This is a genomic window from Microbulbifer sp. VAAF005, from assembly GCF_030012985.1.
Classification (GTDB): Bacteria; Pseudomonadota; Gammaproteobacteria; order Pseudomonadales; family Cellvibrionaceae; genus Microbulbifer.
In genome coordinates, this window is record NZ_CP120233.1 from 2445624 (window position 1) to 2463063 (window position 17440).

Sequence of the window (17440 nt, forward strand, 5' to 3'; positions counted from 1 at the left end):
ATAGATTCCAGACAGGAGCAACCGGTGGCCAACTCACCTCAAGCGAAGAAACGCGCGCGCCAGAACGACAAGCGCCGCATGCACAACGCCAGTCTGCGCTCCATGGTGCGCACCTACATCAAGAAGGTAGTTGCGGCCATCGATGCCGGCGATGCGGAAAAAGCAAAAACTGCGTACGCAGAAGCAGTTCCCGTTATTGACCGTATGGCAGACAAAGGCATTATTCACAAGAATAAAGCCGCTCGTCATAAGAGCCGTCTGAACGCTCAGATCAAAGCTCTGGCCGCCTAACCCCTTAGGCAGCAGACACAAAAAAGCCCCGCATTGCGGGGCTTTTTTGTATTCGACACTTGCCAATTCAGAGCAGGATCAGGTTGTCGCGGTGAATTAATTCATCGTCATCCCGATACCCCAAAAGGTCGGCAAACTTCTCCGATGACTGTCCCAGAATCCGACCACTCTCACTACTGTCATAATTGACCAGGCCCCGCGCTATCTCGCGACCCTCAGCATTCCTGCAAGACACCAGATCCCCTCGCCTGAAACGCCCTTCAACAGCGGTAACCCCCACCGGCAACAGACTGCTACCACTCCCAGTCATAGCCGCCTCGGCACCGGCATCCACTAACAGGGTTCCGCGCACCTGCAATTGCCCCGCGAGCCAGCGCTTACGTGCCGCTAGGGGATCTGCCTCTGGCAGCAACAGGGTACCCAACTGCTCGCCGGCACAGACTTTATCTATCACCGCCTCCAGGGCGCCGCCAGCGATCACTGTGCGAGCTCCTGAGCGCGCTGCCAGCTGCGCTGCGCGCACCTTGGTGGTCATACCACCACGACCCAGACCGCTGCGGGAATCCCCCGCCATCTCCAGCAGCTTGGGATCAAGTGCAGATGCCTCACTAATTAATTCTGCTTCGGGGTTATCGCGGGGATCTTCAGTAAACAGCCCATCCGCATCGGTCAAAATCAGCAGCGCATCTGCCTCAACCAGATTTGCAACCAGAGCCGCCAGGGTATCGTTGTCGCCGAAACGTATTTCGTCAGTCACTACCGTGTCATTTTCATTCACGATAGGCACAGCCCCCAGTGACAGGAGCGTGCGCAAGGTGCTGCGAGCATTCAGGTAGCGAGTGCGATTGGAAAGGTCATCGTGATCCAACAGGATCTGTGCGCTGCGAATATCAAAGCACCCAAAAGCCTGCTCATACACCTGCACAAGGTGGCTCTGCCCCACCGCGGCAGCCGCCTGCAATTGGTGGATAGACTCGGGCCGGCGACACCAACCCAACCGGTCCATCCCGGCCGCAACAGCACCGGATGAAACCAGAACAACTTCGATCCCTCGACGGCGCAAATCAGCCATCTGTGCAACCCAGGCAGAAATGGCTGCGGTATTCACACCTCGACCATTATCTGTCAGAAGGGCGCTACCAATTTTTACCACCCACCGCTGGGCCTTGGTCAACGCCTGCCGGGACACTGTTGCGGAGTCCATGCTTCCCCCTCAGGACAAGATAACTATTGAGCGAGCCAGGCGAACTCAGCAACTGCTCGCTCCACACAATTTAAGAGCGATACTCAACATCCACATCGTGGTCGTCGTCATCATCCCAATCCTCGTCATCATCCACCTGCCCCTTGGCAGCTTTGCGCTTAGCGCGATGACTCTGTCTCAACTCTTCGATTCGCTCGCGAGCTTCGCGCTGCATTTGGCGCTGCGCTTCCAGCTCCACCACAGCCAAGTCGGGATCTCGCTCCTCAATTTCCTGACGTTCTTCCAGGTAGTCCATCAAGCGTCCACCGAGGGCATCGGTACCCTCTTTCCGAATAGCTGCCACACGGAACACAGGCCCTTCCCAGCCCAGAGCATCCACTACCGCCTGGCAGCGCTCTTCCAGCTCCGCAGCGGGAACCAGGTCGGTCTTGTTCAATACCAGCCAGCGCTCACGCCCTGCCAGTGTCGGGCTAAAGGTGGACAACTCGCGCTCAATGGCTCGGGCATTCTCCACCGGATCAGAGCCATCGAAGGGAGCCAAGTCAACCAGGTGCAACAAAACACGACAGCGAGTTAAGTGCTTGAGGAAGCGAATCCCCAGGCCCGCCCCTTCGGCTGCACCTTCAATCAGGCCGGGAATATCTGCAATCACAAAGCTGCGATGCTTCTGAACCTGCACCACCCCCAAATTTGGTACCAGGGTAGTAAAGGGGTAGTTGGCCACTTTCGGTTTGGCCGCAGAGACGGCGCGAATAAACGTGGATTTACCCGCATTGGGCAGTCCCAACATGCCCACATCTGCCAGAACCTTCAGCTCGAGCTTGAGACTGCGCATCTCACCCTCAGTGCCGTGTGTGGTCTGACGCGGCGCACGGTTAGTACTGGACTTGAATCGGGTATTACCCAGGCCGTGGAAGCCACCCTGGGCCACCAGCTGACGCTCACCGGCTTCGGTCATATCGCCGATAGTCTCGCCGGTATCCGCATCAATGATCGTGGTGCCCACCGGCACCTTAAGGACCAGGTCCTCACCCTTGGCGCCAGTGCAGTTGCGCCCTCGACCCGGCTGACCACTTTCAGCGGCGTAGCGGGGCTGGTAGCGATAATCCACCAGGGTGTTCAGGGAATCATCAGCTTCCAGGTACACGGAACCGCCATCGCCGCCGTCACCGCCATCCGGGCCACCCTTCTCAACAAATTTTTCCCGGCGAAAGCTCAGGCAGCCATTGCCGCCCTTGCCTGCCTGCACAGAGATGGGCGCCTCATCGACAAACTTCATAATCACTCCACCGCCACAGCGGTTGTCTCATCCGGTGCGCAGATGCGCGCACTATCATCATACCAGCCGACAAGCCGCCTCCTGTGGGCAACTGCCACCCTAACTTCCCGTCGCGGTCTTTTTGCGACTTTTCCAACAAAAAAGCCCCGCAATAGCGGGGCTTTTTATGAAGCTTGGGCTAATGACCGCTTAAGCAGTTTCGATAGAAACGAACTTGCGGTTGTTGGGGCCCTTAACTTCAAACTTCACAACGCCGTCCGCAGTGGCGAACAGGGTGTGGTCTTTGCCCATACCAACGTTAACACCGGCGTGGAACTTGGTGCCACGCTGACGAACGATGATGTTGCCTGCTGCTACAGACTGGCCGCCAAAGCGCTTCACGCCCAGGCGTTTACTCTCGGAATCGCGACCATTTCGCGTACTACCGCCAGCTTTCTTATGTGCCATGAGTCGTTACTCCTCTCTTATGCCTTGATGCCAGTGATTTTAACTTCGGTGTACCACTGACGGTGGCCCTGGCGCTTCATGGAATGCTTACGACGACGGAACTTGATGATTTTCACCTTCTCGCCGCGGCCGTGGCTTACCACTTCAGCAGTTACTTTAGCGCCATCTACAACAGGAGCGCCAATGCTGATCTTGTCGCCATCGACAACCATGAACACTTTATCAAAATCAATGGATTCGCCAGTTGCTACTTCCAGCTTCTCCAGGCGAAGTACTTCGCCTTCTTCTACACGGTGTTGCTTGCCACCGCTCTCAAAAACAGCGTACATATTTCTATGCTCCGGTAAGGACGACACGAAGCAGCGGGAGGACCAGTAAGTCACTGCTCCGCATTTCGGGAGCTTGCGCCGTGTGTTTAACATCTATTCGCCAAAAGGCCCGCAGACGACCCAATAGCCGCAAAGAGCCCGCAATTGGCGGGGCGCAGATTCTAATCAATTCGCCGGGTTGATACAATAGCGCCCCTTCGCCTTCCGGCCCCCGGGAGGCCTCTGTCTAGTCGTATAAGGAACTCTCACATGCTGCCTTTTCACCGGGTCGCCGCCGAAGACTTTGCTGCGGTTAACCAGCGCATTCTCGATCAACTGCACTCGGACGTTCCCCTGGTGGAAAATATAGGTCACTACCTGGTCGAAGCCGGGGGCAAGCGCCTGCGCCCACTACTGGTACTGCTTTGTGCCAAAGCTTGCGGCTATCAGGGTGAGAACCATATCGATCTCGCCACAATTATCGAGTTTATTCACACCGCCACCCTGCTGCACGACGACGTCGTGGACACCTCTGACATGCGCCGCGGCCGCCTTACCGCCAATGCCAAGTGGGGCAATGCGCCCAGCGTACTCGTGGGAGATTTCCTCTATTCCCGCGCCTTCCAGATGATGGTTGCCCTGGAAGACATGAATATCATGGCAATACTCTCAGAGACCACTAACACCATCGCAGAGGGTGAAGTACAGCAGTTGGTCAACGCCGGTGATCCCGCAGTAAGCGAAGAGAATTACTTCACCGTCATCCACAAAAAGACCGGCGCACTGTTTGAAGCCGCCTGTGAAACTGCGGCCGTATTAGCCAACTGCTCAAGTGAAGAACAGACTGCTTTGAAACTCTACGGCCGACATCTGGGGCTCGCCTTCCAGCTGGTTGATGACGCTCTCGATTATCGCGGTAATTCGGAAGAACTGGGTAAAAATGTTGGGGATGACCTGGCGGAGGGCAAACCGACCCTGCCCTTGATCTACACCATGGCCAACGGCAGCAAGGAGCAGGCACTGCTGGTAAAAACTGCAATTGAACAGCGCAGTGCGGAAAAGCTCAGTGAAATAGTAGAGGCCATTGAAGCCTGCGGTGCACTGGACTACACAATGGATCGTGCCCGGGCCGCTGTAGAAGACGCCAAAAAGCAATTGGCCTTTATGCCCGAGAGTGAACAAAAAACCGCCCTGCAGCAATTGACAAGCTTTGCTATCGAAAGAAACGTCTGAAAATAAACGCTGCCTGGGCTATCTCACCAACTCGGGCAGCGCTGTTATTTTTAGCACGATAAAAGGCAGTACAACTCCTATCTCCTCGAACTGCCAACAATCCTGACCAGCATCCAAGCTTTATTCGCATCTATTTTCCATTCTCCCCCGATATTAGGTACGATTGTTCTTCTTGTTATTTTAAACGCCAGCACCAACTTTACAGGGCATCAAAATAACAAACAGAAATGTAATTGGTATAGAGAGACCAGGATATGAAAAGCTCTACTGCGCTTTATCAGTTAAAAAATTACCCGGAAATATTCTTGGGCAGTAATCTCATAAAAATTACCGGCAGCAAAAAAACCGAAGTTATGGATTATCAATTCGGGACCTATACCATGAATATGGGCGTGTCCGGTGACGATAAACCCAACGAGTTATTTGCTTTTGACCCCAATGGGACTTTTATCGAAGACCCACAAACAGTCAAAGTTCACCATATTCGCATGATCGACTGGAGTGAAAAACTTCCCCTAGATCGCATTGAACCCTATCAAATGCGCAACGGTGCCGACATTATGGTTACCGGTCAGCTCAGCGACTGCTGTTTCTGTATAGGCGGGCATAACGCAAATATGCCGGTCGTTGCCCATATTCGGCCGAGAAAAAACCAGGGGCTTAATGGCAAAGCCACGCACAATGCCGTTATCAATCAGGGGAAATTCTGGGTTTTCGGCGGGGTGCAAAAATCCCTTGGCCGCTCAGCTCTAAAGCCCCACCACCACAGCTACACCGACTACGCCTCTGTCGTTGGAGTGCGGGTTGGCAACCAGTGGCAAATCTACGCCCAGCACTTAAAAACTCCCAAAGGGCCAATCCAGGCTGTTACCCGACTCCTGTAAACAGACAGCCCTCAAGCAAAAAAGCCCCGCATTTGCGGGGCTTTTTATACGAGAAAAAAGGCATCAGCCGATCAGCTGAAGAAGCTCCTCTGTTTTCTCTCGCATCAACACCTCATCTCCCCGGGATTCAACATTCAGGCGAACAACCGGCTCAGTATTTGACATACGCAAATTAAAACGCCACTCAGGGTAAGCGATACTCAAGCCATCCACATGCTCGACGCTGTCAGCTGCAGGTCCATACTTTTCTTCTGCCGCCTTTAATAGTGCTGCAGCATCCTGAACCTTGGAATTGATTTCTCCCGAACAAGGGAAAGCAGCCATGCGTTCACCAACAAGCTGTGACAGCGATTTACCACTGCGACTTACCAACTCAGCGACTAATAACCATGGAATCATACCGCTATCGCAATAGGCAAAATCCCGGAAATAATGGTGCGCGCTCATTTCGCCACCATAGATGGCATCTTCCTTGCGCATGCGCTCTTTAATGAAGGCGTGCCCGGTCTTGCTCTGCACCGGCTCTCCTCCAGCAGTGCGAACAATGTCCTCAGTATTCCAAAGCAGACGCGGATCATGAACAACTTTGGCGCCGTTATTTTTTGCCAAAAAAGCTTCTGCCAGCAAGCCAACAACATAGTAGCCTTCGATAAAATCACCTTTTTCATCGAAGAAAAAGCAGCGATCAAAATCACCATCCCAGGCTATACCAAAATCAGCGCTGCTTGCCCGCACTGCCTCGGCAGTAGAATTGCGGTTTTCTGGCAAAATTGGGTTGGGAATACCGTTGGGAAAGTTGCCGTTGGGTTCATGGTGAACTCGCACAAACTCAAATGGCAAGTGTGGAGCCAGCGCATCAACAACCGCCCCCGCGCCACCATTACCTGCATTAACCACCAATTTTAATGGTTTCAATGCAGTATTATCGATATACCCCAATAAGTGCTGCACAAAATCAGCGCGGTGTTCAAAGCGCTGCAAAGTGCCTCTTTGCTCAACCGGGGCAAAGTTGTTTTCTTCTGCCAAACGCTTGATATCCAGTAGACCGGTATCACCACTGATTGGACTACTGCCTGCACGTACAAACTTCATGCCGTTGTAGTCCATAGGATTGTGACTGGCAGTAACACAAATACCGCCGTCAAAATCCCCGTGGAAATTGGCAAAGTAGACCTCTTCTGTACCGCACTCGCCGATATGGAAAACATCGGCACCGGCATCTCGCAATCCATTCACTAGCGCATCAGTCAGCTCGCCACTGGTAAGCCGTATATCATGTCCAACAACTACTCGACGAGCACTCAGAAACTGAGCAAAAGCACGCCCCACTCGATAAGCAACATCGGTGTTAAGTTCATCGGGAACACGGCCGCGAAGGTCATAAGCCTTAAAGCAAGTCAGCTCACTCACTTGCTTTTCTCCTCAGCAGCCTGCTCTGGCAAATACACATTTTCATAAACGTGATTGGTAGCGTCTATAAAGCCCTCAACCGAACCACAATCGTAGCGGCGGCCCTTAAAAGCATAAGCTAATACACAGCCCTGCTGTGCTTGTGCCATCAGCGCATCGGTAATTTGAACCTCACCATTTTTGCCTGGAGGGGTATCACGGATCAGATCAAAGATATCCGGTGTCAGGATATAACGACCAATAATCGCCATATTACTGGGGGCATCTTCCGCTGCAGGCTTCTCCACCATATCGGTGACCTGGTACAAACCAGGTTTAATCTCATTACCACCGATCACACCGAATTTATGGATCTGGTCCTTCGGCACCTCTTCCACAGCAACAATACTGCAGCGGAACTGCTTATACAGCTGGACCATTTGCCCCAAAACTCCCATGTCTTCATTCAGGCACAGGTCATCCGCTAGCACAACTGCAAACGGTTCGTCACCAACTAGGCGATGCCCTTGTAAAATGGCATCACCCAAACCTCTCATTTCCCCCTGACGGGTATAAGAAAAGCTCGCCCTATCGATCACTTTACGGACTGAATCCAAATAACGTTCTTTACCGGTACCAGCAATCTGGTGCTCCAGCTCAAAGTTGGTATCAAAGTGATCCTCAATGGCACGCTTGCCTCGACCTGTAACAAACCCAATCTCGGTCAGCCCTGCCTCTATAGCCTCCTCAACACCGTACTGGACCAGAGGCTTATTCACCAGCGGTAACATTTCTTTCGGCATAGCCTTAGTGGCAGGAAGAAAACGAGTACCGTAACCGGCAACAGGAAATAGGCATTTCTTGAGCATTCTGCTCCCCCAATCAATTAAAAACAGCGCACCCCGCGCAGGGCAGGCAACGTATCATAGCGTCGTGACGCGAGCACTTACATACGATAACGTTAGACTTGGCCCAAAATGTGAATTCCCCGAGGATAAAGCCCAAAACTATACGAATATGTTAGGGAATTAATATGCTTAAAAAGCAGTATTTGTGAAAACAATTCTCGCGCCAGTCACAAAAAGCGCCTTGACCGACTGGACAAGCGACACACAGCCCTTAGAATGCCCGCTCTTGCAAAAGTGTCCAATCTCAATTGCATAACCACCCACTAACGGGGAAATGATGAGTAATTTTGTACAAAAAAGTGAGTATACCAGAGAGGAGCTTCTGGCTTGCTCCCGCGGCGAGATGTTCGGCCCAGGCAATGCCCAGTTGCCAGCTCCCAATATGTTGATGCTCGACCGCATCACTCATATATCTAAAGAAGGGGGCGCATTCGGAAAAGGAGAGCTGATCGCTGAACTCGACATTCACCCCGACCTATGGTTTTTCGACTGTCACTTTCCCGGCGATCCCGTAATGCCTGGGTGCCTGGGACTGGATGCCATGTGGCAGCTACTGGGCTATTTCCTGGCCTGGAAAGGCAACCCCGGCCGCGGTCGTGCTCTGGGCTGTGGGGAAGTTAAATTTACAGGCCAAATCCTCCCCACCAGCAAGAAGGTAACTTACCATATCCAAATGAGTCGGATTGTTGAGCGCAGGCTCGTTATGGGTATTGGCGACGGCAGTGTCTCTGTGGATGGAAGGGAAATTTACACCGCAAAGGATCTTCGCGTAGGCTTATTTACCCGTACGGACAACTTTTAAACTCGTTTAAGACTAATACCGGTGGAAGCCACAACCCTCTACCGAGAAGCTATGCTGGAGATCACTATGCGTCGGGTCGTCATTACCGGAATGGGTATCACCTCCTGTATCGGTACCAACACAAAAGAAGTCACCGAGTCACTAAAAACTGGCCGAAGCGGCATCCGCTTTCAAGAAGAGTACAAGGAGCTCGGTCTGCGCAGCCATGTAGCTGGGTCTGTGGACATCGATTTCAAAGAACATATCGATCGCAAGCAACTACGCTTTATGGGCGACTCAGCTGCCTACGCCTACATTGCAATGCGCGAAGCCATTGATATGTCTGGCCTTGAAGAGGCCCAGGTGTCCAACCCACGCACTGGTCTCGTCATGGGGTCGGGGGGCACATCCACCCAGCAGATTATTGATGCCGCTCATACTCTGAAGGAGAAAGGCGTACGTCGTGTTGGCGCCTACCGCGTCCCCCAGGTAATGGGCAGCACCGTATCCGCATGTCTAGCGACTCCCTTCAAAATCAAAGGGGTGAACTACAGCATTTCCTCAGCCTGCGCTACCAGTGCCCACTGTATTGGCCATGGTGCCGAGTTAATCCAGATGGGCAAACAGGATGTCATCTTCGCCGGTGGTGGTGAAGAGCTTGCTTGGAGCCTCACCCACCTGTTTGATGCTATGGGCGCTCTTTCCAGCAAGTACAACGATAACCCAACTCACGCTTCTCGCCCCTACGATGCCGATCGCGATGGTTTTGTGATCGCTGGCGGTGGTGGCTGCCTCGTTCTAGAAGAAATGGAACACGCGCTGGCGCGCGGTGCGACTATCTATGCGGAGCTGACCGGTTACGGCGCCACTTCCGACGGTTACGATATGGTTGCCCCAAGCGGTGAAGGCGCCGCCCGCTGCATGCAGCAGGCTCTGGCCGGTATGGATGGCAAAGGTCTGCAGGGTAGCGTAGATTATATCAACACTCACGGCACCTCTACCCCCGTGGGCGATATCGCCGAATTGAAAGCCATGCGTGAAGTCTTTGGGGATAAGGTTCCAGCATTTGCCTCTACCAAATCACTTACGGGCCACTCCCTGGGAGCTGCAGGGGTTCAGGAAGCTATCTACAGCCTACTGATGATGCAGAATGACTTTATTGCGGCATCAGCTAACGTAGAGAATCTCGACCCTGCGGCTGAGGGCATGGACCTAGTCAGCGAGCTCCGAGAGACAGAAGTCAGACGAGCTATGTCCAATAGCTTTGGTTTTGGCGGAACCAATGCCTGCCTGATTTTCGATAAAATCTAATCGAAATAAAAAAGGGCGCCTCAAGGCGCCCTTTTTATATTCCTTCTGCATAATAGGAACCAAATCACTCTGGTTCCACATGCAAGCGCTCCAGCCACAGTTCAACTTGACGCGTCAGCCCCTGCCGCCAGCTGCGTTGCTGAATACCAAAAACATCTCGCAATTTGCCACATGAAAGCTCTATGCTGCGATCTCCCTTTTCAGTCTCACCTCCAAGTGAAGCTAGCTCGGCTAAACGTTCTTCATCGTAAAATGCCTGAGCACGCTCAACAACTTCCAACGCGAACTCCATCGCAGTACAGCTATCAGAACTGCCGTAATGGTAGACGCCTCCAGCTTTGGCACCACTAGCAAGCTGTTGGGCAACTGCCACTGCTACACGCGCCATATCCACTACCGTCACCGGGTTGCCGCTGTTCCTTCCATCCAAGGCTAAAGGCTCCCCAGACACAAAGTTGCGTAAAATACGCCCTAACAAGGCATCCTGACCACTATCCACCATCCAGCCAAAACGCAAAATCGTCAGGTTTTGCAGCCCATTAAAGGCATCTTCGCAGGCCAGCCATTCGCGCCCACTCGGGGACTGCGGTTCTGCGGGCTCATCCTCGTCATAGCGGCGGCGCTCACCGCCAGAAAAAACTTGGTAGGATGAGAGGTGAATAATATATTCACAGGGTGCAGCACAAAGCCGCTTGCTCACCAGCAGTGACTCCGGCATGCCTCGATTGTCGGCACAGGCGGAGGCATTAATCACAATTGAGCCCGGTCTCAATTGATCGATTTCCCCAGGGGTCAACTGCTGTATGCGAAAGCCTGCGCGCTGCAGTCTTTTTTGCAGCGCACCATCAATCTCATTACCAGCTGTGATAATGGCGACGGTATCCGGCATATAACCTGTATTCAATTCAGACACTGGTAAATCCAGTTCTTAGAACGGGATATCGTCATCAAAGCTATTATCGAAACCACCGGCAGGACCTTGGTTCGGCTGTTGCTGGGGCTGCTGGTTAGCTGGTGCCATCGGTGAGGGAGCGGTACGCCCCTGCCCGTATGCCTCCTGGCCGCCCTGCTGCTGGTAGCCACCCTGGAAACCGCCGCCCTGTTGGTCAAAACCGCTGGAACCACCCATCGGCTGGCCGCCACCCATTTGGCCACCTGCGGCTGCGCCCATTCCAGCGCCACCCATACCCTGACCAAAGCCGCCCTGTTCACCGCGACCGTCCAGCATCTGCATTTCGCTGGCAACGATTTCAGTGGTGTAGCGGTCCTGGCCGGAATTCTTATCCTGCCACTTACGGGTGCGTAGAGAGCCCTCTACATAAACTTTGGCCCCCTTGCGCAGGTACTCACCGGCGATCTCAGCCAGGCGGTTAAAAAATACTACGCGATGCCACTCAGTGCGCTCCTGCTGCTGGCCAGTCTGCTTGTCTTTCCAGCTCTCACTGGTAGCCAGGCTGATGTTGGTAACAGCACCGCCACTCGGCATATATTTGGTTTCCGGGTCATTCCCCAGATTACCGATCAGAATTACTTTATTAATACCCCTGGCCATGGCCCTCTCCTCTCGTCAACCCGGGCTCCACCCGGGGCAATAAACTATTTAAACAATCAATTAATCTATCAAGTGTTATGAAATACCGTCAGCGCTGCATTGCACCATCGGTAAATATTGTATTTTTATCCAGTAGGATACAATAGCGGCTCAGCGTTAGTAAGCACTACCTTCACACTCTCTCGCGCAAACCCCACCACAGCAACATCCATATCAGCAGCACCGCCAAACCCAGAGCTGCAACTGCGGAAGCGCCCCCAGACCGAACAGCAGGCCACCCAGGCTACCGCCGACAAAGGTGCCAAAGAACTGTAAAGTCGCGTAGAGCCCCGTAGCTGCGCCCCTCGCTTCCGCCGGAGCCTTCCTGGTTAGCTGCGCCGGCAGCAGGGCTTCAAGCAGGTTGAAACCAGTGAAGAACACTGCCAATAAGACTACCAACACCCAGGTGCTTGCAGACAACAAGGCCGCACTGCCACCGATCAAAGCTAAACAAGCAAAATTAAGCGCGAAAGGCACCCGATCACTTTTCTCTGCCGCCCTCATCATTGGCAACATCACCAGGAAGGTGCCGAGCATTAGCGGCCCATACAGTTTCCAGTGTTCGCTCGCCGGCCAATCCAATCTATCGACTAGCACCAATGGCAAGGCGACAAACAATGCCGTGAGCAACAAGTGGGAGAAAAAGGCCCCAGAAACCAAGCGCCAAACAAGACCGCTTTTAACTACCGTACGAAAACCACTGCCATAAACGGCCGGTCGCCTAGCCGCCTCTGGAGTCGGCACCAGGCGCCAAACCAATAATCCACCCAGCAGTGCTAATCCAGCAGTGACCCAGAAAATTGCCGGCAAGCCGCCCACACCGGCCAGCGCAGGCCCCAGGATCACCGCCAGCATAAATGCGACGCCAATAGACGCTCCGATAATCGCCATCGCAATACCGCGCTTTTCATCGCGGGTTAAGTCGGCAACCAGCGCCATCACCGCAGCGGCAATAGCACCACAACCTTGCAGTACCCGCCCCACAATAAGGCCGTAAACCGAATCTGTCAGCGCAGCGATGACACTGCCCAGGGCAAACAGTGCAAGGCCGGTATAAATAACCGGCTTGCGCCCCCAACGATCGGACAGGAGCCCCAGAGGAATTTGGAGTATCGCCTGACTCAGGCCATAGGCACCCATTGCCAGCCCCAGCAGCATGGGCGTGCTATCGCGATAGCCCTCGCCGTACACAGTGAGAACCGGCAGGACCATAAACAGGCCCAGCATACGAAAGACATACAGGGAAGCCAGCCCACCCAGGGCGCGGCGCTCAATGGAATTCATGCAAATCCCGGAACAGCATCAAATAGGGCGCGCATTGTACAGTGAGCCGCCTCCCGGCTGTAGGGGAAACAGCACAACTTTTATCCACAACTAGTTACGACCGTACTCATCATCGAGGCGGACAATGTCATCCTCCCCGAGATAACTGCCGGATTGCACCTCAATCAGCTCCAAGGGAATCGTACCGGGGTTCTCCAAACGGTGGACCACCCCCAGCGGGATATAAGTCGATTGGTTCTCGGTGATTAGGACCTCTTCTTCACCCCGGGTAACCTTCGCAGTTCCCTGCACCACAACCCAGTGTTCAGCGCGGTGGTGATGCATCTGCAGGGATAGCTGCTGACCCGGCTTCACCACAATACGCTTCACCTGAAAGCGTGGACCCGCATCAATCGAGTCGTAGTAGCCCCAGGGCCTATATACCTTGCGGTGCCTTTGGGCCTCACTGCGGCCAGTGCTCTTGAGGTTACTGACCAGTTTTTTGACTTCCTGGACCCGCTGCCGGTCAGCGATCAGAAGCGCATCGTCAGTATCGACAACAACCAGGTCGGATACACCGAGAAGGCTGACCAAGCGGCTCTCACCACGCACCAGGCAGCGCTGGGAGTCTTCTAGCAACACATCACCCTGAAGCAAATTGTCATTGGCATCACGTTTTGCTAACTCCCATAGCCCCTGCCAGGAGCCCACATCGCTCCAACCCGCATCCATAGGTACAACTGCCGCGGATTCCGTCGGCTCCATTACTGCATAATCCACAGACTCATCTGCGCAGGCTGCAAAAGCCTCTCTATCCACCCGGGTAAAATCCAGATCCCTCGCGGCACTCTTATAGGCACTGCGGCAGGCTGTGAGAATATCTGCACGGTACCGCTCCAACTCCTCCAGATAGCGGGAGGCGCGGAACAGGAACATGCCACTGTTCCAGGAGTAATCCCCGGAGGCCAGGTAAGCTTCAGCGGTTTCAGTGTCCGGCTTTTCGACGAACTCCGCCACTTTCCAAGCAGTTTCCGCCAATTTATCCCCGCGCCGAATGTAGCCGTAGCCGGTCTCCGCCCGGGTCGGCACAATGCCAAAAGTGACCAGATGCCCCTGCTCAGCCAGGGCTCGGGCCGACTCTACAGACTCCTGAAAATTTGCCTCGTCGGAAACGGCGTGGTCTGCCGGTAATACCAGCAGTAAAGGGTCAGCTCCTGACTCCAGTGCTGCCAGGGCAGCCAGGGCAATAGCCGGTGCAGTATTGCGCGCGCAGGGCTCCAGTAAAATGGACTGGGCTCCGTGGCCGATTTCCTGCAATTGCTCGGCGGCGGCAAAACGATGCTCTTCGTTGCATACCAGGATCGGCGCCTGTAATGGCTCAATGCCCTCCAGGCGCCTTACGGTTGCCTGTAACATCGTTTCACCACCGATAAGGGGTAGGAACTGTTTAGGGTAGGCCTCGCGAGAGAGTGGCCACAGGCGCGAGCCGGTGCCACCACAGAGAATCACAGGAATCATCGAATGCTATCTGCCTGAATGTCGGGTATTGCGAAAGACAATTTTCGCACATCAGGTGGCGAGTTTATACTTGACTGTTTTTCCGGCACCGCAGTTGTGATCGCCCCGCGCGGAGCAAGTCCGAGGCCCGGCCCAGTATTAGCAGCATATAGGTAGAGCGTGGACACGATTTATGTAAGGGGTGCTCGCACCCACAACCTGAAGAATATCGATCTGGACATTCCCCGCGATAAACTGATCGTTATCACCGGCCTGTCCGGTTCCGGCAAATCTTCCCTGGCCTTTGACACCCTCTACGCAGAGGGACAGCGCCGCTACGTGGAATCACTCTCCACCTACGCCCGTCAATTCCTGTCGATGATGGAAAAGCCGGATGTGGATACCGTCGAGGGGCTATCACCGGCAATTTCAATCGAGCAGAAGTCCACCTCTCACAACCCCCGCTCCACTGTAGGTACCATCACAGAGATCTATGACTACCTGCGGCTGCTATTTGCCCGGGTTGGAGAACCCCGCTGCCCCGAGCACGACAAACCCCTGCAAGCCCAGACGATCAGCCAGATGGTGGATCAGGTACTGGCTTTACCGGAAGGCAGCAAGATTATGTTGCTGGCGCCAGTAGTTCGCGATCGAAAAGGTGAGCACCAGCACGTGTTTGAACAACTGCGCCGGGACGGATTTGTGCGGGCACGGATCGACGGAGTTATCTGTGACCTGGACGACACCCCCAAGCTGGATAAGCGCCGCAAGCATACCATTGAGGTGGTGGTAGACCGCTTTAAGGTGCGTGAGGACCTGCAACTGCGTTTGGCGGAATCCTTCGAAACTGCCCTGAATCTCACCGACGGTATCGCCTCCATCAGTTTTATGGATGGAGACCAGGAAGATCGCCTCTTCTCCGCCCGCCACGCCTGCCCCGTCTGTGATTACTCACTGGATGAGCTGGAACCGCGCCTGTTCTCCTTCAACAACCCCGCGGGTGCCTGCCCCAGCTGTGACGGCCTGGGCGTCAAACAGTTCTTCGATGAAGACAAGGTAATTATCGATTCGGAAAGCAGTATTTCCGAGGGCGCCATTCGCGGTTGGGACAGACGCAACATTTACTATTACCACATGCTCGACTCCCTCGCCGAGCACTACGGTTTCGATCTGGGTAAGCCCTGGAAAAAATTACGCAAAGCCCACCGCAAGGTTATCCTGCAGGGCAGTGGCGACGAAGAGATAGACTTCAGCTACATCAATGATCGCGGCGATGTCACCGTGCGCCAGCACACCTTCGAGGGCATTATCCCCAATTTCCAACGCCGCTATCGGGATACCGAGTCCCAATCGGTACGGGAGGAGTTAGCCAAGTATCTGAGTACACAAAAATGCCCAGAGTGCCACGGTACCCGCCTGCGCCGCGAGGCCCGTCATGTCTTTGTGGATAACCGCACCCTGGCGCAAATTACTGAGCTGCCTGTAGGCGATGCGTTCGAGTATTTCGACCATGAGCTGGCTTTTAAAGGCGCCCAGAAAGAGATTGCCGATAAGATTCTCAAAGAGCTTCGCGATCGATTCCGCTTCCTCGTCGATGTCGGCCTGAATTACCTGACCCTAAACCGCAGTGCAGAAACCCTCTCCGGCGGCGAAGCACAGCGCATTCGCCTCGCCAGCCAGATCGGCGCCGGCCTCGTGGGCGTAATGTATATTCTCGACGAGCCCTCTATCGGCCTACACCAGCGGGACAACGAGCGCCTGCTCAACACCCTTACCCACCTGCGCGATATCGGCAACACGGTTATTGTGGTGGAGCACGATGAGGATGCCATTCGCAGTGCCGACTTTATCGTCGATATTGGCCCCGGTGCCGGAGTCCATGGTGGAGAAGTCGTGGCAGCGGGTACCGCCGATAAAATTACCAAATGCAAGAAATCCCTAACCGGTCAGTACCTCTCCGGCAAAAAGAAAATTGCCGTACCGGAAGAACGCTACGTACCCGACCCGGACTATTTGTTGCGCCTCGAAGGGGCCAGTGGAAATAATTTACAGGACGTCGATCTGGAGATCCCAGTAGGATTATTTACCTGTGTAACCGGTGTATCCGGCTCTGGTAAGTCCACCCTGATTAATACAACCCTCTATCCACTTGCCGCCACTGCACTTAACAAAGCAACAACCCTTAAGGCCTCTCCCTATAAAGAGGTGCACGGTCTGGAGCACTTCGACAAATGCGTGGATATTGATCAGAGTCCTATCGGGCGCACTCCTCGCTCAAACCCGGCAACCTATACCGGTATTTTTACCCCAATTCGCGACTTGTTTGCTGGCACCCAGGAAGCCCGCTCACGGGGCTATAAACCTGGACGCTTCAGCTTTAACGTCAAGGGTGGGCGCTGTGAAGCCTGCCAGGGCGACGGGGTGATTAAGGTAGAAATGCACTTTTTGCCGGATGTCTATGTACCCTGTGATACCTGTCACGGCAAGCGCTACAACCGCGAGACCCTGGAGGTACACTACAAGGGCAAGAATATCCACGAAGTATTGGAAATGACCGTGGAAGATGCACGGGAATTCTTTGACCCTGTGCCCGCAATCGCGAAGAAGTTGCAAACCCTAATGGATGTCGGCCTCTCATATATCAAGCTGGGCCAGGCTGCCACCACTCTCTCAGGTGGTGAAGCCCAACGGGTAAAACTCTCCCGCGAGCTATCCAAACGAGACACTGGGCAAACCCTGTACATCCTCGACGAACCGACTACCGGCCTGCACTTTGCCGATATCCAATTACTGCTGGATGTTCTCCATCGCCTGCGCGATCACGGCAATACCATCGTAGTGATCGAACACAATCTGGACGTGATCAAAACTGCAGACTGGATTGTAGACCTGGGCCCGGAGGGTGGCTCTGGCGGCGGGCAAATTATTGCCACGGGGACACCTGAGGATGTTGCAGAAATGGACATTTCCCATACCGGGCGCTTTCTAAAAACCATGCTGAACTAATTGAATAGGAAAGGATGCCAATCTATAGACCGGCATCCTTTCTAGCTC

16 protein-coding genes are annotated in these 17440 nt (G+C 54.1%); 6 read left to right on the top strand and 10 right to left on the bottom strand.

Annotated elements, in window-relative coordinates; genetic code table 11:
• The first annotated feature begins 24 nt into the window (after positions 1-24).
• Positions 25-291, top strand: coding sequence for a 30S ribosomal protein S20 (gene rpsT / locus P0078_RS10750; RefSeq protein ID WP_108731693.1), 267 nt, complete (start codon positions 25-27; stop codon positions 289-291).
• A 67-nt stretch (positions 292-358) separates the two neighbouring features.
• Here rpsT and proB read toward each other — a convergent pair whose 3' ends face one another.
• The 4 genes from proB to rplU all read right to left on the bottom strand — a co-directional run bounded on the left by proB (position 359) and on the right by rplU (position 3550).
• Positions 359-1495, bottom strand: a complete 1137-nt coding sequence (gene proB / locus P0078_RS10755; RefSeq protein WP_108731692.1) for a glutamate 5-kinase — start codon at positions 1493-1495, stop codon at positions 359-361.
• A gap of 70 nt (positions 1496-1565) precedes the next feature.
• On the bottom strand, positions 1566-2774 hold the full coding sequence (gene cgtA / locus P0078_RS10760) for an Obg family GTPase CgtA (protein WP_282934370.1): 1209 nt from the start codon (positions 2772-2774) through the stop codon (positions 1566-1568).
• Between the two features lie 189 nt (positions 2775-2963).
• A complete protein-coding gene (gene rpmA, locus P0078_RS10765; protein WP_073277572.1) occupies positions 2964-3221 on the bottom strand; it encodes a 50S ribosomal protein L27 in 258 nt (85 codons plus the stop codon).
• Between the two features lie 17 nt (positions 3222-3238).
• The gene (rplU, locus tag P0078_RS10770; protein WP_282934588.1) at positions 3239-3550 is read right to left on the bottom strand and encodes a 50S ribosomal protein L21; all 312 of its coding nucleotides are present in this window, start codon (positions 3548-3550) and stop codon (positions 3239-3241) included.
• 249 nt (positions 3551-3799) lie between these two features.
• Between rplU and ispB the strand changes: the two genes are divergently transcribed.
• Complete coding sequence (gene ispB, locus P0078_RS10775; RefSeq protein WP_282934371.1) at positions 3800-4762, top strand: octaprenyl diphosphate synthase; 963 nt, start codon at positions 3800-3802, stop codon at positions 4760-4762.
• A 254-nt stretch (positions 4763-5016) separates the two neighbouring features.
• The gene (locus P0078_RS10780) at positions 5017-5646 is read left to right on the top strand and encodes a hypothetical protein (protein WP_282934372.1); all 630 of its coding nucleotides are present in this window, start codon (positions 5017-5019) and stop codon (positions 5644-5646) included.
• A 63-nt stretch (positions 5647-5709) separates the two neighbouring features.
• Here the strand turns inward: P0078_RS10780 and P0078_RS10785 are convergent, their stop codons facing one another.
• Positions 5710-7056: a phosphohexomutase domain-containing protein gene (locus P0078_RS10785; protein ID WP_282934373.1), complete on the bottom strand. Its 1347-nt coding sequence runs from the start codon at positions 7054-7056 to the stop codon at positions 5710-5712.
• Positions 7053-7904 carry a UTP--glucose-1-phosphate uridylyltransferase GalU gene (gene galU, locus P0078_RS10790; RefSeq protein ID WP_282934374.1) on the bottom strand — a complete coding sequence of 284 codons (852 nt, stop codon included), beginning with the start codon at positions 7902-7904 and terminating at the stop codon, positions 7053-7055. Before galU ends, P0078_RS10785 begins: the two co-directional genes overlap by 4 nt.
• A gap of 316 nt (positions 7905-8220) precedes the next feature.
• Here galU and fabA point away from each other — a divergent pair, with 316 nt between their 5' ends.
• Both fabA and fabB read left to right on the top strand, forming a co-directional pair.
• Entirely contained in the window at positions 8221-8745 is a 525-nt protein-coding gene (fabA, locus tag P0078_RS10795) for a 3-hydroxyacyl-[acyl-carrier-protein] dehydratase FabA (protein WP_282934589.1), read from the top strand.
• Positions 8746-8811: 66 nt separating this feature from the next.
• Positions 8812-10035, top strand: a complete 1224-nt coding sequence (gene fabB, locus P0078_RS10800) for a beta-ketoacyl-ACP synthase I (RefSeq protein WP_282934590.1) — start codon at positions 8812-8814, stop codon at positions 10033-10035.
• 64 nt (positions 10036-10099) lie between these two features.
• On the opposite strand, the gene P0078_RS10805 is transcribed toward fabB, so the two are convergent.
• The 4 genes from P0078_RS10805 to P0078_RS10820 all read right to left on the bottom strand — a co-directional run bounded on the left by P0078_RS10805 (position 10100) and on the right by P0078_RS10820 (position 14407).
• Positions 10100-10948: a sugar nucleotide-binding protein gene (locus P0078_RS10805; protein ID WP_282934375.1), complete on the bottom strand. Its 849-nt coding sequence runs from the start codon at positions 10946-10948 to the stop codon at positions 10100-10102.
• Between the two features lie 15 nt (positions 10949-10963).
• Positions 10964-11587, bottom strand: coding sequence for a single-stranded DNA-binding protein (gene ssb, locus P0078_RS10810; RefSeq protein ID WP_282934376.1), 624 nt, complete (start codon positions 11585-11587; stop codon positions 10964-10966).
• 213 nt (positions 11588-11800) lie between these two features.
• Positions 11801-12910, bottom strand: a complete 1110-nt coding sequence (locus tag P0078_RS10815; RefSeq protein ID WP_282934377.1) for an MFS transporter — start codon at positions 12908-12910, stop codon at positions 11801-11803.
• A 90-nt stretch (positions 12911-13000) separates the two neighbouring features.
• Positions 13001-14407 carry a mannose-1-phosphate guanylyltransferase/mannose-6-phosphate isomerase gene (locus P0078_RS10820; protein WP_282934378.1) on the bottom strand — a complete coding sequence of 469 codons (1407 nt, stop codon included), beginning with the start codon at positions 14405-14407 and terminating at the stop codon, positions 13001-13003.
• 159 nt (positions 14408-14566) lie between these two features.
• Between P0078_RS10820 and uvrA the strand changes: the two genes are divergently transcribed.
• On the top strand, positions 14567-17392 hold the full coding sequence (gene uvrA / locus P0078_RS10825) for an excinuclease ABC subunit UvrA (RefSeq protein WP_282934379.1): 2826 nt from the start codon (positions 14567-14569) through the stop codon (positions 17390-17392).
• The last annotated feature ends 48 nt before the right edge of the window (positions 17393-17440 follow it).

Coding starts and splice junctions, on each gene's coding strand:
- rpmA (WP_073277572.1), bottom strand. CDS start 3,221: ATGGCACATAAGAAAGCTGGCGGTAGTACGCGAAATGGTCGCGATTCC.
- P0078_RS10815 (WP_282934377.1), bottom strand. CDS start 12,910: ATGAATTCCATTGAGCGCCGCGCCCTGGGTGGGCTGGCTTCCCTGTAT.
- fabB (WP_282934590.1), top strand. CDS start 8,812: ATGCGTCGGGTCGTCATTACCGGAATGGGTATCACCTCCTGTATCGGT.
- proB (WP_108731692.1), bottom strand. CDS start 1,495: ATGGACTCCGCAACAGTGTCCCGGCAGGCGTTGACCAAGGCCCAGCGG.
- galU (WP_282934374.1), bottom strand. CDS start 7,904: ATGCTCAAGAAATGCCTATTTCCTGTTGCCGGTTACGGTACTCGTTTT.
- P0078_RS10780 (WP_282934372.1), top strand. CDS start 5,017: ATGAAAAGCTCTACTGCGCTTTATCAGTTAAAAAATTACCCGGAAATA.
- fabA (WP_282934589.1), top strand. CDS start 8,221: ATGAGTAATTTTGTACAAAAAAGTGAGTATACCAGAGAGGAGCTTCTG.
- rplU (WP_282934588.1), bottom strand. CDS start 3,550: ATGTACGCTGTTTTTGAGAGCGGTGGCAAGCAACACCGTGTAGAAGAA.
- ispB (WP_282934371.1), top strand. CDS start 3,800: ATGCTGCCTTTTCACCGGGTCGCCGCCGAAGACTTTGCTGCGGTTAAC.
- P0078_RS10820 (WP_282934378.1), bottom strand. CDS start 14,407: ATGATTCCTGTGATTCTCTGTGGTGGCACCGGCTCGCGCCTGTGGCCA.
- ssb (WP_282934376.1), bottom strand. CDS start 11,587: ATGGCCAGGGGTATTAATAAAGTAATTCTGATCGGTAATCTGGGGAAT.
- cgtA (WP_282934370.1), bottom strand. CDS start 2,774: ATGAAGTTTGTCGATGAGGCGCCCATCTCTGTGCAGGCAGGCAAGGGC.